General features: G+C 55.4%; 11 protein-coding genes and 1 pseudogene. 7 read left to right on the top strand and 5 right to left on the bottom strand.

What is annotated here, in order from left to right; genetic code table 11:
* Positions 1-97: 97 nt before the first annotated feature.
* Both yhdP and tldD read left to right on the top strand, forming a co-directional pair.
* The gene (gene yhdP, locus ACI2JR_RS18080; RefSeq protein ID WP_462479138.1) at positions 98-3,898 is read left to right on the top strand and encodes an AsmA2 domain-containing protein YhdP; all 3,801 of its coding nucleotides are present in this window, start codon (positions 98-100) and stop codon (positions 3,896-3,898) included.
* A 211-nt stretch (positions 3,899-4,109) separates the two neighbouring features.
* Positions 4,110-5,555: a metalloprotease TldD gene (gene tldD / locus ACI2JR_RS18075; protein WP_132729505.1), complete on the top strand. Its 1,446-nt coding sequence runs from the start codon at positions 4,110-4,112 to the stop codon at positions 5,553-5,555.
* Between the two features lie 68 nt (positions 5,556-5,623).
* On the opposite strand, the gene aaeR is transcribed toward tldD, so the two are convergent.
* On the bottom strand, positions 5,624-6,553 hold the full coding sequence (aaeR, locus tag ACI2JR_RS18070; protein WP_132729506.1) for an HTH-type transcriptional activator AaeR: 930 nt from the start codon (positions 6,551-6,553) through the stop codon (positions 5,624-5,626).
* 131 nt (positions 6,554-6,684) lie between these two features.
* Between aaeR and aaeX the strand changes: the two genes are divergently transcribed.
* The 4 genes from aaeX (at position 6,685) to ACI2JR_RS18050 (ending at position 10,233) form a co-directional block, all read left to right on the top strand.
* Positions 6,685-6,888, top strand: a complete 204-nt coding sequence (gene aaeX / locus ACI2JR_RS18065) for a p-hydroxybenzoic acid efflux pump operon protein AaeX (protein WP_004868260.1) — start codon at positions 6,685-6,687, stop codon at positions 6,886-6,888.
* Positions 6,889-6,895: 7 nt separating this feature from the next.
* On the top strand, positions 6,896-7,828 hold the full coding sequence (gene aaeA, locus ACI2JR_RS18060; RefSeq protein WP_132729507.1) for a p-hydroxybenzoic acid efflux pump subunit AaeA: 933 nt from the start codon (positions 6,896-6,898) through the stop codon (positions 7,826-7,828).
* A gap of 5 nt (positions 7,829-7,833) precedes the next feature.
* Positions 7,834-9,801, top strand: coding sequence for a p-hydroxybenzoic acid efflux pump subunit AaeB (gene aaeB, locus ACI2JR_RS18055; protein ID WP_462479137.1), 1,968 nt, complete (start codon positions 7,834-7,836; stop codon positions 9,799-9,801).
* Positions 9,802-9,957: 156 nt separating this feature from the next.
* The gene (locus ACI2JR_RS18050) at positions 9,958-10,233 is read left to right on the top strand and encodes a barstar family protein (RefSeq protein WP_132729509.1); all 276 of its coding nucleotides are present in this window, start codon (positions 9,958-9,960) and stop codon (positions 10,231-10,233) included.
* Positions 10,234-10,282: 49 nt separating this feature from the next.
* Here the strand turns inward: ACI2JR_RS18050 and yhcN-B are convergent, their stop codons facing one another.
* The 3 genes from yhcN-B to argR form a co-directional block, all read right to left on the bottom strand.
* Positions 10,283-10,549, bottom strand: a complete 267-nt coding sequence (yhcN-B, locus tag ACI2JR_RS18045) for a DUF1471 family stress response protein YhcN-B (protein WP_132729510.1) — start codon at positions 10,547-10,549, stop codon at positions 10,283-10,285.
* A 101-nt stretch (positions 10,550-10,650) separates the two neighbouring features.
* Entirely contained in the window at positions 10,651-10,914 is a 264-nt protein-coding gene (yhcN, locus tag ACI2JR_RS18040) for a peroxide/acid stress response protein YhcN (RefSeq protein WP_132729511.1), read from the bottom strand.
* 356 nt (positions 10,915-11,270) lie between these two features.
* On the bottom strand, positions 11,271-11,741 hold the full coding sequence (gene argR / locus ACI2JR_RS18035) for a transcriptional regulator ArgR (RefSeq protein ID WP_132729512.1): 471 nt from the start codon (positions 11,739-11,741) through the stop codon (positions 11,271-11,273).
* A gap of 415 nt (positions 11,742-12,156) precedes the next feature.
* Between argR and mdh the strand changes: the two are divergent.
* Positions 12,157-13,094 (top strand): annotated as a pseudogene (gene mdh, locus ACI2JR_RS18030) (malate dehydrogenase).
* 53 nt (positions 13,095-13,147) lie between these two features.
* Here mdh and degS read toward each other — a convergent pair.
* On the bottom strand, positions 13,148-14,206 hold the full coding sequence (degS, locus tag ACI2JR_RS18025; RefSeq protein WP_132729514.1) for an outer membrane-stress sensor serine endopeptidase DegS: 1,059 nt from the start codon (positions 14,204-14,206) through the stop codon (positions 13,148-13,150).
* Positions 14,207-14,292: the final 86 nt, after the last annotated feature.

Below are 14,292 nucleotides of genomic sequence, written 5' to 3'. Positions count from 1 at the left end.
CGGCAACAGAGAAGCGATGTCTCGTCACGGGAGCGAGCGCCGCTGACGCAGAGACAAACGGACGGATGATGTGTAAAAGTCTGACAAGGAGAGAGGCGTGAGGCGACTGCCCGGGATATTACTGCTCACCGCGGCAACATTGACTGTTATCGTCGCACTGCTGGTGAGCGGTTTGCGTCTCGTGCTGCCGCAGCTGGACGCCTGGCGCCCGCAGTTGCTGGAAAAGATCTCCGCTCTCTCCGGTTCGCCGGTCAATGCCTCAAAGCTCACGGCCAGCTGGGAGAATTTTGGCCCCACTCTCGACGTTCGCGATATTACCGCCGGCCTGAAAGATGGCGGCGAGCTCTCCGTTAAACGGGTCACCCTTGCGCTGGATGTCTGGCAAAGCCTGCTGCATATGCGCTGGCAGTTCCGCGATCTCACCTTCTGGCAGTTGCAGGTTCATACCAATTCGCCGATCCAGACCAACGACGGCGGCGAGAGCCTGAAAACCGACCATATCGGCGATCTTTTTCTCCGTCAGTTCGATCACTTTACGCTGCGCGACAGCCATTTGAGCTTCCTGACGATATCCGGTCAGCGCGCGGAACTCGCCGTTCCACAGCTCACCTGGCTGAACACCAACAATCGCCACCGTGCGGAAGGACAGCTGAGCCTCTCCAGCCTCACCGGTCAGCATGGGGTGATGCAGGTGCGAATGGATCTACGTGATGAAAACGGTCTGCTGAACAAAGGGCGGGTGTGGCTCCAGGCGGACGATATCGACGTTAAGCCATGGCTGGGCCGCTGGATGCAGGACAATATCGCGCTGCAGACCGCGCGCTTTAGTCTCGAAGGCTGGATGGCGATCGACAAAGGCGACATCACCGGCGGCGACGTCTGGCTGAAGAAAGGCGGCGCCAGCTGGCAGGGCGATAGTCAACCCCATCATCTGGCGGTAGATAACCTGACGGCGCATATTTTTCGTGAGAAACAGGGCTGGGGTTTCCATATCCCGGATACTAGCATCTCCATTGATGGCAAAGCCTGGCCGCGCGGTGCGCTGGCGATGGCGTGGATCCCGGCGCAGGACGTCGGCGGAGAGGGCCACCTGCGCAGCGATGAGCTGCGTATTCGCGCCAGCAATCTCGATCTCAGCGGCCTGACCGGGCTGTTGCCTTTTGCCGACAGGCTGGCCCCTGAACTGGGTGAAATATGGCGCACCACCCAGCCTGCAGGAAATATCACGCTGCTGGCGCTGGATATTCCGCTGCAGGCGGCGGAAAAATCTCGTTTCCAGGCCCGCTGGAGCGACCTGGCCTGGAAACAGTGGAAGCTGCTGCCCGGGGCTGAGCACTTCTCAGGCAGCATCGCCGGCAGCGTGGAGAACGGATCTCTGCATGCCAGCATAGCTCAGGCGAAAATGCCCTATGCCACGGTCTTTCGCGCTCCGCTGGAGATTGCCAAAGGCGACGCCACCCTTAGCTGGGTGAAGAATGATAAAGGCTTCATGCTCGATGGGCGCAACATTGACGTGCAGGCGACCGGCGTGCGTGCGCGAGGCGGATTCCGCTACCTACAACCGCAGGGCGATGAGCCCTGGCTGGGAATTCTGGCCGGAATCAGCACCAATGACGGCGGCCAGGCATGGCGTTACTTCCCGGAAAATCTGATGGGCAAAGAGCTGGTGGATTATCTCAGCGGCGCCATTAAAGGCGGACAGGCCACGGACGCCACTCTGGTTTACGGCGGCAATCCGCATCTCTTCCCGTATCTTCACAACGAAGGTCAGTTCCAGGTTTCGGTACCGTTAACCAACGCCACGTTTGCTTTCCAGCCCGACTGGCCGGCATTAACCGGCTTGAACATCAATCTGGACTTCATCAATAACGGGTTATGGATGAAGGCCGATAAGGCGATGCTGGGTAATGTGACCGCCAGCAACCTTGATGCGGTGATTCCGGACTACTCGCGGGAAAAACTGTTCATTGATGCCGATATTAACGGCCCCGGGAAAGAGGTCGGCCCTTACTTCAAAGCGACGCCGCTAAAAGAGACGCTGGGCTCAGCGCTGGATGAGCTGCAGTTAGATGGCGATGTGAGCGCTCGCTTACATCTTGATATTCCGCTGGATGGCGAGCTTACCACCGCCAAAGGCGATGTGAATCTGAAAGATAACAGTCTGTTTATCAAACCGATAGATACGACGCTGAACAACCTGACCGGTAAATTCAGCTTTGTGAATGGCGATCTGCAAAGTGAAACTCTGAGCGCCAGCTGGTTTAATCAGCCGCTGAATCTTGATTTTGCCACCATCGAAGGGCCGAAAGCCTTTCAGGTCAATGTCGGGATGAATGCGAACTGGCAGCCGTCGCGTACCGGTCTGCTGCCAAAAGCGGTTGAGGATGCGCTGAGCGGTAGCGTGCCGTGGGAGGGCAAGGTCGCCATTGAGCTACCGTATCACGGCGGCGCGAGCTATAAAGTCGATATCAACGGCGATCTGAAAAATGTAAGTAGTCACTTACCTTCACCGGTCGATAAAAAGGCGGGTGAGCCGCTGCCGGTCAAAATCAACGTCGAGGGCGGACTCAACAGTTTCAATCTGACCGGCGCCATCGGCGGGAAAAACCATATCAACAGCCGCTGGCTGCTGAATCGCAAGCTGACGCTGGATCGGGCGATTCTGACCTCGGATAGCAAGGCGATCTCTCCGCTGCCGGATCAGGCGGGCGTGGAGCTGAATATGCCGCCGATGGATGGTGCGGAGTGGCTGGCCCTTTTCCAGGGCGGCGCCGTCAATGAGGTGAGTAGCAATATCCTTTTCCCGCAACGCATCACCTTACGGACGCCGACGCTGACGTTTGCCGGCCAAAACTGGAACAATGTGAGTCTGGTCGCTCAGCCCGATGCCGGCGGCTCGAAGGTTGAAGCCCAGGGGCGAGAAATTAACGCCTCGCTGACGATGCGTAAAAACGCCCCCTGGCAGGCGGCGATTCGCTACCTCTATTACAACCCGGCGACCGCTCAGAACAGCAGCCCGGCGACAGGTGACGCCAGCCTCTTTGCCGATAAGCGCATTGAATTCCGCGGCTGGCCTGATCTCCAGCTACGCTGCGCGGAGTGCTGGCTCTGGGGGCAAAAGTATGGGCGCATTGATGGTGATTTCTCGATTAAAGGCGATACGCTGACGCTGGCAAACGGGCTGGTGGATACCGGTTTTGGCCGTCTCACCTCCGATGGCGTATGGGTAAATGCGCCGGGCGGCGTGCGGACTTCGCTGAAAGGCAAACTGCACGGCAATAAAACGGATGCCTTCGCCAGTTTCTTCGGTATTTCAACCCCGGTGAAAGGGTCGTCATTCGATGTCGATTATGATCTGCACTGGCGTGCGCCGCCGTGGCAGCCGGATGTGGCGTCTCTTAATGGGGTGTTGAAAAGCCATCTTGGAAAAGGCGAGTTTACCGACATCAGCACCGGTCATGCCGGGCAACTGTTACGCCTGCTGAGTGTCGATGCGCTGCTGCGTAAACTGCGCTTCGACTTCAGCGATACCTTTAGCGAAGGTTTCTACTTCGATTCGATCCGCAGCACCGCGTGGATTAAAGATGGCGTGCTGAATACCGATGATACGCTGGTGGATGGCCTGGAGGCGGATATTGCGATTAAGGGAGCGGTCGATCTCGTGCGCCGCCAGCTGGACCTGCAGGCCGTCGTCGCGCCGGAAATTTCGGCGACCGTCGGCGTAGCGACGGCCTTTGCGATTAACCCTATTGTCGGCGCCGCCGTTTTTGCGGCCAGTAAGGTGCTGGGGCCGCTGTGGAACAAAGTGTCTATCCTGCGCTATCGCATCACCGGTCCTATCGATCAGCCGCAAATCAATGAAGTGCTGCGCCAGGCGCGTAGCGACAAAAAGCAATGATTTGACGATTGCGGGGAATTATCGCACTCTCAATAGATAGCGTTCTATACCCGTGGTCTTTCAAGCCGCAGATGCGTTGGCTACGCGTGTTCACCTGGTGACATAGTTTTCTATGCTGCTGGGGTTCTCTCGCTTGCCGCCTTTGTGCAACTTGAACTATTTAGGGTATCTCTTTCCGCCTGATACGCGGCAACAAACGAGTAGCATAACGATGAGTCTGAACCTGGTAAGTGAACAATTACTGTCGGCAAATGGCCTGAACCATCAGGACCTTTTTGCCATTCTTGGCCAGTTGGCCGAGCGCCGTCTTGATTACGGCGATCTCTATTTTCAGTCGAGCTATCACGAATCCTGGGTTCTGGAAGACAGCATCATTAAAGATGGTTCGTACAATATTGACCAGGGTGTTGGCGTCCGCGCGGTGAGCGGAGAGAAAACCGGTTTCGCCTATGCGGACCAAATTAGCCTGCTGGCGCTGGAACAGAGCGCGCAGGCGGCGCGTACCATCGTGCGCGACAGCGGTGATGGCAAAGTCCGTACCCTGGGGGCGGTGGAATACGGCTCTCTGTATACCAGTATCGACCCGCTGCAGAGCATGAGCCGCGAAGAGAAGCTGGATATTCTGCGTCGCGTCGATAAAGCGGCCCGCGCCGCCGACAACCGCGTGCAGGAAGTGTCTGCCAGCCTGAGCGGCGTCTATGAACTGATCCTGGTCGCGGCGACCGATGGCACGCTGGCGGCGGACGTTCGCCCGCTGGTCCGCCTGTCCGTCAGCGTGCTGGTGGAAGACAATGGCAAGCGTGAGCGCGGCTCCAGCGGCGGCGGCGGTCGTTTTGGCTATGACTACTTCCTGGCTTCCGAGGAAGGAGAAGTCCGTGCTGATGCCTGGGCGAAAGAAGCGGTGCGGATGGCGCTGGTGAATCTGACCGCCGTCGCGGCGCCGGCCGGGATGCTGCCGGTGGTTCTTGGCGCGGGCTGGCCTGGCGTTTTGCTGCATGAAGCGGTCGGGCACGGCCTGGAAGGTGACTTTAACCGTCGCGGCACGTCGGTGTTCAGCGGTCATATGGGGGAGCTGGTGGCCTCAGAGCTGTGCACCGTGGTGGATGATGGCACCATTGCCCATCGCCGCGGCTCGCTGGCGGTGGATGACGAAGGGACGCCGGGGCAATATAACGTATTGATCGAAAACGGCATCCTGAAAGGCTATATGCAGGACAAACTTAATGCCCGCTTGATGGGCGTCGCCCCGACCGGCAACGGCCGCCGCGAGTCTTACGCCCATCTGCCGATGCCGCGGATGACCAATACCTATATGCTGGCAGGTAAATCCACGCCGCAGGAGATTATCGAATCGGTTGATTACGGTATTTATGCCCCCAACTTCGGCGGTGGTCAGGTTGATATCACCTCCGGTAAGTTTGTGTTCTCGACCTCCGAAGCTTACCTGATCGAAAAAGGCAAAGTGACGAAGGCCGTCAAAGGCGCGACCCTGATCGGTTCCGGGATTGAAGCGATGCAGCAGATTTCGATGGTAGGTAACGACCTGAAGCTGGATAGCGGCGTCGGCGTGTGTGGTAAAGAGGGCCAGAGCGTACCGGTCGGCGTTGGCCAGCCGACGCTGAAAGTGGATAATCTCACCGTCGGCGGCACCGCCTGATCGTCCTGAATGCGCTTCCGCAGCCTGCGGAGGCGCACCTGTTTTTCACCCGCTCCCTGGCTTCGTCGTTAGCGGGCGATCCCGCGGCCGTGCATTCCCTGGTAAATCTTCGCCACTTCGACAAAATACTCCGTCAGCGAGTTAATACAGACCTGTACCTTCAACGGTAGCTTGTCCTTTTCGGTATACAGCGCGTACACCGGACGCGGATCGGACTGGTAGCTTGGCAGCAAGATCTCCAGCTCACCGCGGTTGATCTCTTCGATCGCCCACATCAGCGGAACGTAAGCAACCCCGACCCCTGCGGTCAGCCAGCGTACCAGCGTCATGGGATCGTTGGTGACAAAGCGGCCCTGGGGGATCAGTTTGGTTGAAATCCCTTCCGGGGCGATAATTTCAAACTCATTGTCGGGGCGTACGCTGTACTCCAGCCACGAATGGCTGGCGAGATCCGCGGGCTTTTCCGGGCACCCCGCCTGCTGCAAATAGCTCTTCGCCGCACACAGCACCATCGGCATCGAGCCGAGACGGCGTGAAAAGAGGCTGGAGTCCTGCAATGCGCCGACGCGGATCACCACGTCCAGGCCATCGGCAATGAGATCCGGCGCCGGAATACCGGTGACCAGATTGACCGAGAGCCCGGGGTATTCTTTCAGCATGCTGGCGGTAATGTGGGCGAGGACATTTTGCGCCATAGTTGAAGAGCAGCCGACGCGCAGCGTGCCGATGGGCGTATTGTTAAACGCGTACAGCTGCTCATGGACGTCCTGGGCTTCGAACAGCATCCGGCGGCAGCCCTGGTAATAAATCTTACCGGCTTCCGTTAAGCCAAGGCTGCGGGTGCTGCGGTTGAGCAGCTTCACCTGGAGTTCATCTTCCAGTTTGGAGATGGTCTGACTGATCGAAGAAACGCTCATCTGGAGCTGGTGGGCCGTAGCGGTAAATGAACCCAGTTCAACCACTTTGGCAAAAACGGACATGCGTTTTAGTCGTTCCATTGTTCACTCTGACTTAAAAGTGATTTAGATCACATAATATAGATCATGCTGCAATTGTTACGTTACTATATTGTTAGCTAAATAATAAACGTTTTACGCTTACCACCTGTACGCTTCTTATCAAGGTCATCATGAGTCTGTTTCCTGTCATCGTGATTTTCGGCTTGTCGTTTCCGCCGATCTTCTTTGAGTTGCTCATTTCACTGGCTATTTTCTGGCTGGTGCATCGCCTGCTGGTTCCTACCGGCATCTATGATTTTGTCTGGCACCCTGCACTTTTTAATACCGCGTTATATTGCTGCCTTTTTTATCTGATATCGCGTTTGTTCGTTTGAGGTTGATGTGAAAACACTAACAAGAAATATCTTCCGTACCGCAATCACTGTGATACTGGTTATCCTGGCATTTGTCGCGATTTTTCGCGCATGGGTGTATTACACCGCGTCGCCCTGGACGCGTGACGCACGCTTTAGCGCCGATATCGTGGCGATCGCGCCGGATGTGTCAGGGCTGATTACGCAGGTCGACGTCAAGGATAACCAGCTGGTTAAGAAAGACCAGGTTTTGTTCGTGATTGATCAGCCGCGTTATCAGAAAGCCCTCGAAGAGGCTCAGGCCGACGTGGCTTACTACCAGACCCTGGCGCAGGAAAAGCGTACCGAGGCCGGGCGTCGTAACCGGCTTGGCATACAGGCGATGTCCCGTGAGGAGATAGACCAGGCCAACAACGTATTACAAACGGTGGAGCATCAGCTGGCAAAAGCGGTGGCAACCCGCGATCTGGCGAAACTCGATCTTGAACGTACGGTTATCCGCGCGCCGGCCGATGGCTGGGTGACCAACCTCAACGTTTACAGCGGCGAATTTATTACCCGCGGTTCGACGGCGGTGGCGCTGGTGAAACAGAACACCTTCTACGTGATTGCCTACCTCGAAGAGACTAAGCTGGAAGGCGTGCGCCAGGGCTACCGTGCGGAAATCACCCCGCTGGGAAGCAGCCGCACGATTAAAGGTACGGTCGACAGCATTGCCGCCGGGGTGACCAACGCCAGCAGCAGCAGCGATGCCAAAGGGATGGCCTCCGTGGACTCTAACCTCGAATGGGTGCGTCTGGCGCAGCGCGTTCCGGTGCGTATTCGTCTCGATCAGCAGCAGGGCAACCTGTGGCCATCGGGCACGACGGCGACGGTGGTCATTACCGGTAAAGAGGATCGTGATACCCGCCAGGCGAACTTTTTCCAGAAACTGGCGATGCGCCTGCGTGAGTTTGGTTAATCGCCATGGGGATCTTCACCATTGCTCCCCGGCACCTCCGCTTCGCCATTAAATTAGCGTGTGCGGTGGTGCTGGCGTTATTCGTCGGCTTCCACTTTCAACTGGAAACCCCGCGCTGGGCGGTGCTGACGGCGGCTATCGTTGCCGCCGGTCCGGCATTCGCCGCCGGGGGAGAACCCTATTCTGGCGCCATCCGCTATCGCGGGATGCTACGTATCGTCGGAACCTTTATCGGCTGTATTGCTGCGCTGACGATTATCATTCTGATGATTCGCGCGCCGCTGTTGATGATGCTGGTATGCTGTCTGTGGGCGGGGTTTTGCACCTGGATCTCCTCGCTGGTGCGCGTCGAAAACTCCTACGCCTGGGGCCTGGCGGGCTACACTGCGCTGATCATTGTCATTACCATCAACAGCGAGCCGATGCTGGCGCCGCAGTTTGCCGTTGAGCGCTGCAGCGAGATTGTGGTGGGGATCGTCAGCGCCATTGTGGCGGACCTGCTTTTTTCCCCGCGTTCGATTAAAAAAGAGATCGATCTCGAGCTGGATAACCTGTTGATTGATCAATATCGCTTGATGCAACTGTGCATTGCGCACGGCGACAGCGAGGTGGTCGACAAAGCATGGGGAGCGCTGGTACGCCGGACTAGCGCCCTGGAAGGCATGCGCGGCAACCTGATTATGGAGTCGTCGCGGTGGGCAAAGGTTAACCGCCGCCTGAAGGCCATTAACACCCTCTCCCTGACGCTGATTACTCAGGCCTGTGAAACCTATTTAATCCAGAATTCACGCCCGGAAATTGTGACCGATGATTATCGCGAGCTGTTTGCCGAACCGGTTGAGAGCGTGCAGGACGTCCACCGGCAGCTGAAGAGGGTGCGCCGCTTTCTGACCTGGAAAGGGGAGCACAACACGCCGGTGACGATCTACAGCTGGGTAGGTGCGGCGACGCGCTATCTGCTGTTGAAACGCGGTGTGGTTGGCAATACCAAAATCAGCCGGATTGAAGATGACGTTCTGCAGGATGAAGTGGTGATCAAAGCGGGGTCCGCCGAACGTCATCATGCGATGGTCAACTTCTGGCGCACCTCCATCTCCTGCATCCTCGGTACGTTATTCTGGCTGTGGACCGGCTGGACCTCCGGCAGCGGGGCGATGGTGATGATCGCCGTGGTGACCGCGCTGGCGATGCGCCTACCGAACCCGCGAATGGTGGCGCTGGATTTCCTCTACGGGATGCTGGTAGCCCTACCGCTGGGGGCGTTGTTTTTCCTCGTGATCATGCCCGCGACGCAGCAAAGTATGCTGCTGCTGTGTATTAGTCTGGCGGTGATGGCATTCTTCATTGGGATTGAAGTCCAGAAGCGCCGGCTGGGATCGATGGGGGCGTTGGCAGGTACCATCAATATTCTGGTGCTGGACAACCCAATGCAGTTTCAGTTCAGCCAGTTTCTCGATAGTGCGCTGGGACAGATCGTCGGCTGTTTCCTGGCGCTGATGGTGATTTTGCTGGTGCGGGATAACTCTCGGGAACGTACCGGGCGTGTGCTGCTGAATCAGTTTGTTTCGGCGGCGGTCTCATCGCTGACCACCAATACCGCTCGTCGTAAAGAGAACCATCTTCCGGCGCTTTATCAGCAGCTGTTCTTACTGTTGAATAAGTTTCCCGATGACATTGCCCGTTTCCGCCTCGCATTGACGCTGATTATTGCCCATCAACGTTTGCGGGATGCTCCGGTACCGGTCAACGAAGATCTCTCGGCATTCCATCGCCAGCTGCGACGCACCGCGGACCATGTGATTTCCGCCAGCAACGATGATAAGCGGCGTCGCTATTTCGCCCGTCTGCTTGCAGAGCTGGATGTCTATCAGGAAAAACTGCAGGTCTGGGAGGCATCGCCGCAGGTAACCGAACCGGTCCGGCGACTGGTGGAGATGTTGCGAAAATACCAGTACGCTTTCACCAATCACTAACTCCCTAAAACCGACGCTGAAGCGTCGGTTTTTTTATCACTATACTTAATCATCGGGAGCGTTCGCGCTCAGTACCGGAGTGAAGAAAGAGAAGACCCGGCGGCTATCGCGTATCGGGACGGGTGGCAATGGTGCGGTTTTGACAGGGTGCTGGCGATGACTATCTATACATTTGATTTTGATGACATAGCCGAACAGCAGGATTTCTATCGTGAGTTTTCACGTACCTTCGCGCTCAATCGTGAAAAGGTCAACAATCTCGATTCACTGTGGGAGACGGTGATGGGCGGCCTGCTGCCATTACCGCTCGAAATTGAGTTTATTCACTTAAGCGATAAGCAGCGTCGGCGTTTTGGCGCCTTAATATTGCTGTTTGATGAAGCTGAAGAAGAGCTGGAAGGGGAGTTACGCTTTAACGCCCGACAGGCATAAAAAAGCCCCCGACAGGCGGGGGCAAGTCGTCGGATAAGACGACGAGGGTTTATTTGTACAACTCAGCCGTAGCGTGCCAGGTATCCCCGGTACGGGCTTCAATAATACGGTAGCTGCTTGCGCCTTCTTTTTCGGCTTTAGCCGCCAGTTCGTGGCGCATATCCATCGGGGCACTGCCTACCTGAGAAACAGAGATGGTGCCCATAGGTTGCAGGTTTTGCGCCTGTTCCGCGTTGACCTGATGTACGGCGGCGCTGGCGCCGAAAGAGAGTACGGAAGCCAGGCCCAGGGATGCGATGATCATTGCACTTTTCATAATTTTTACTCCAACCATATTGTTGCAGCGGCGGGAGGTTTCTTATGGACCTGGGCCGCTGGAAATTTTGTATTCAGTTGATTACCGACAATTGTTAACGCTTATTTATAAAGCTCAGCCGTCGCGTGCCAATGGTCACCGGTACGGGCTTCGATAATGCGATAGGAAGAAGCACCTTCTTCTTGTGCTTTTTTGTTCAGCATTTCATGCATATCCATCGGGGAAGCACTCACCGCGCCGACGGAAACCGTACCGATTGCCTGGCGACCTTGCGCCTGCTCGCTGTTGATAGAATCAGCGGCGAAAGCGCCAAAGGAGAGAACAGACAGGATGCTGAGTGCAGCGACAGTTGTTTTGATTTTCATGATGTTCACCTCGTCGAAACTTATTATTGAGGGCTCTTCGTTTCGTGACCCTCATCACAAAATCAAGTATACACTAATCACTAAAAATATTAATACCGTGCTAATGATTGTTTGCGTAAATAATTACAAAGAATTGTCTTTTTTATAACGTATAAGAATTAGAAATGTCATTTATTGGCCAGGATTGGTGGTTATAGCCAATAAAATCATAATGATAGGTGATTTTGATATTTTGTGCGCTTCTGACCCTGTCATTCAGTAAAGGAATGTATAGAGGCGAAAAACCACACTAAATGTTAAAGGAATGCTGCATTTTTGAGGGGGCCCTCTGGTGGCAGCGACCAGAGGGGGGACGCCTAGAGTTCCTGTTCGAACAGAACGAGAATGGCATCGTGCAGATCTTTGACGGTGAAACCTCTGGCCGGGGTGGTAAAGATCGTGTCATCACCGGCGATGCTGCCGAGAATACCTTCCGCTTTGCCAAGAGAGTCCAGCAGGCGGGCAATCAGCTGCGCAGCCCCCGGGCTGGTATGGATAACCACCACGGCATCGTTATAGTCGATATCCAGCACCAGGTTTTTCAGTGGGCTGGAGGTCGTCGGGACGCCGAGCTCGGCAGGCAGGCAATAGACCATCTCCATTTTGGCGTTACGGGTACGAACCGCACCAAATTTTGTCAGCATGCGGGAGACTTTCGATTGGTTGATATTATCGAATCCCTGCTCCTGCAGCGCCTGGACGATTTCACCTTGAGAGCTGAATTTTTCTTCTTTAAGCAGCAGTTTAAACGCTTTAACCAGTTCTTCTTGTTTTGCCGAACTTCGCATAAGTCACCCAGATTATGGTGGTAAAAACAACATCATTATGCATAACAATGAATTTTTATGCAAATAATCCGCAAGGGGATAAAGTAAATAATGTTATGAAGGGGGCATATTTTAGCAAATAACCCTGATAAGGAACATGCCTTCATCACAGCGCGTAAATAGCTGTAAAAGTAAATTAAATGTTATGAGAATGGTGTTGTTTTGCCGAGCGAGCTGGGTGTATTGTAACCAATAGTCGATCCGGTACTCGGTTTTGCTGGATGGTCAGTCTCAGGGATGAAAATGCGAAGCGGATGCATCGCTGCGCACCAGAACGCATTCTTCAACCATACTTATTGTAATTGTTCATCTTGTGAATTAAGGTCCAGGCGACGGAGTAACGAAAGACGATATTAACCATAATAAGGAGTTTAGGATGAAAGTTGCAGTCCTCGGCGCCGCTGGTGGAATAGGCCAGGCGCTTGCCTACTACTTAAGACCCAACTGCCTTCAGGTTCAGAACTCTCGTTGTACGACATCGCTCCGGTAACGCCGGGCGTGGCGGTTGATCTTAGCCATATCCCTACCGACGTAAAAATCAAAGGTTTTTCCGGTGAAGACGCCACCCCGGCGCTTGTCGGGGCAGACGTGGTGCTGATTTCCGCTGGCGTAGCCCGTAAGCCAGGTATGGATCGCTCCGATTTATTTAACGTCAACGCCGGTATCGTGAAGAATCTGGTGCAACAGATTGCCAAAACCAGCCCGCACGCCTGCATCGGTATCATTACCAACCCGGTGAACACCACCGTGGCGATTGCGGCGGAAGTGCTGAAGAAAGCGGGCGTTTACGATAAGAACAAACTGTTTGGCGTGACTACGCTGGATATCATCCGCTCGAATACCTTTGTGGCTGAGCTGAAAGGTAAATCCGCATCAGACGTCGAAGTGCCGGTTATCGGCGGCCACTCCGGCGTCACCATCCTGCCACTGCTGTCACAGATTGCTGGCGTGAGCTTCAGCGAACAAGAAGTGGCCGATCTGACAAAACGCATTCAGAACGCCGGTACCGAAGTGGTTGAAGCCAAGGCCGGTGGCGGCTCGGCGACGCTCTCCATGGGTCAGGCGGCAGCCCGTTTCGGTCTCTCCTTAGTCCGCGCCATGCAGGGTGAAAAAGGGGTGGTAGAATGCGCCTATGTTGAAGGCGATGGGCAGTACGCGCGCTTCTTCTCGCAGCCGTTATTGCTGGGGAAAAATGGTATCGAAGAGCGTCAGACTATCGGTAAGCTCAGTCCCTTTGAACAACAGGCGCTGGAAGGCATGCTGGATACGCTGAAGAAAGATATCGCTCTGGGCGAAGATTTCGTTAATAAATAAGATAACGATGTGCTGGAAAAACCGGAGCCATGGCTCCGGTTTTTTTATGATGGCTAGTTGGTCGCCGGATATTCCTGAACGGCGATATGCAGGGTGATTTTCTTATCGTCACGCATGATAACCACCGGAATTTCTGAGCCAGGACGAATTTCCGCGACCTGATCCATAGTTTCAAGGGCTGAAACCGCAGGTTTGTCATTCACCGAGATGATCACATCGTTAGTGCGGATCCCGGCCTGCGCCGCCGGGCCATCCGGCGCGACATCGTTAACCACAATCCCCTGCAGCTGATCGATGCCACCGCCCTGAGCATGCAGTGGCGCAATTTCACGGCCGCTGATACCAATATAGCCACGGATCACGCGGCCATCGCGGATCAGTTTATCCATAATTTTTGTTGCCAGCTGGAAGGGAATAGCAAAGCCGATCCCTTCCGGCGTTTCACCATCATTGCTTTTATCAAATGATAGGGTGTTGATGCCCATCAGTTCGCCCAGCGAGTTCACCAGCGCCCCGCCGGAGTTACCGTGGTTAATCGAGGCATCGGTTTGCAGGAAGTTTTGCCGCCCGGTGGGGTTCAGGCCAATACGACCGGTCGCGCTGATGATCCCCTGGGTAATCGTCTGCCCGAGGTTATACGGGTTACCAATGGCCAGCACCACGTCGCCGATATGCGGCACCCGTTTCGGATTGATCGGGATAACCGGTAAGCCGGCGTTGGCGTTAATTTTTAACACCGCCAGGTCGGTCAACGTGTCCGAACCGACCAGCAGCGCTTCAAAGACGCGGCCGTCCTGCAAGGCGACGATAATCTGATCCGCATCGTTGATGACGTGTTTATTGGTTAAAATGTAGCCGCGCTGGTCCATAATGACCCCTGAACCCAGGGTCAGTTGATTATGGCTGCTGCCATTCAGCGCGCGGTTATAGACGTTAACCACCGCAGGAGCGGCGCGGCGAACGGCAGGGTTATAGCTGACGGGCGACTCGTCCGCGCTATCGTACTGGGTCGTCGTCGACAGATGCCATTGACGTAGCGAGGGCATCACGGCCAGAAGCAGGCCCCCGACGATCAAACCGATGAGTATAGAACGTAATAACTTTCCAGGCATGATGCAGGTATCGTTGATGGATGGACAAGCGCAGCATAGCACGAGTTATCCGGACATCGCACTGCGGGCGATGCCCGGAAATGGGC

This window comes from Klebsiella sp. NPDC088457 (genome assembly GCF_044900465.1).
Lineage (GTDB): Bacteria > Pseudomonadota > Gammaproteobacteria > Enterobacterales > Enterobacteriaceae > Klebsiella.
This window is presented reverse-complemented; position numbering and strand designations above follow the sequence as displayed.

Coding starts and splice junctions, on each gene's coding strand:
- tldD (WP_132729505.1), top strand. CDS start 4,110: ATGAGTCTGAACCTGGTAAGTGAACAATTACTGTCGGCAAATGGCCTG.
- aaeR (WP_132729506.1), bottom strand. CDS start 6,553: ATGGAACGACTAAAACGCATGTCCGTTTTTGCCAAAGTGGTTGAACTG.
- aaeX (WP_004868260.1), top strand. CDS start 6,685: ATGAGTCTGTTTCCTGTCATCGTGATTTTCGGCTTGTCGTTTCCGCCG.
- aaeB (WP_462479137.1), top strand. CDS start 7,834: ATGGGGATCTTCACCATTGCTCCCCGGCACCTCCGCTTCGCCATTAAA.
- ACI2JR_RS18050 (WP_132729509.1), top strand. CDS start 9,958: ATGACTATCTATACATTTGATTTTGATGACATAGCCGAACAGCAGGAT.
- yhcN-B (WP_132729510.1), bottom strand. CDS start 10,549: ATGAAAAGTGCAATGATCATCGCATCCCTGGGCCTGGCTTCCGTACTC.
- yhcN (WP_132729511.1), bottom strand. CDS start 10,914: ATGAAAATCAAAACAACTGTCGCTGCACTCAGCATCCTGTCTGTTCTC.
- argR (WP_132729512.1), bottom strand. CDS start 11,741: ATGCGAAGTTCGGCAAAACAAGAAGAACTGGTTAAAGCGTTTAAACTG.
- degS (WP_132729514.1), bottom strand. CDS start 14,206: ATGCCTGGAAAGTTATTACGTTCTATACTCATCGGTTTGATCGTCGGG.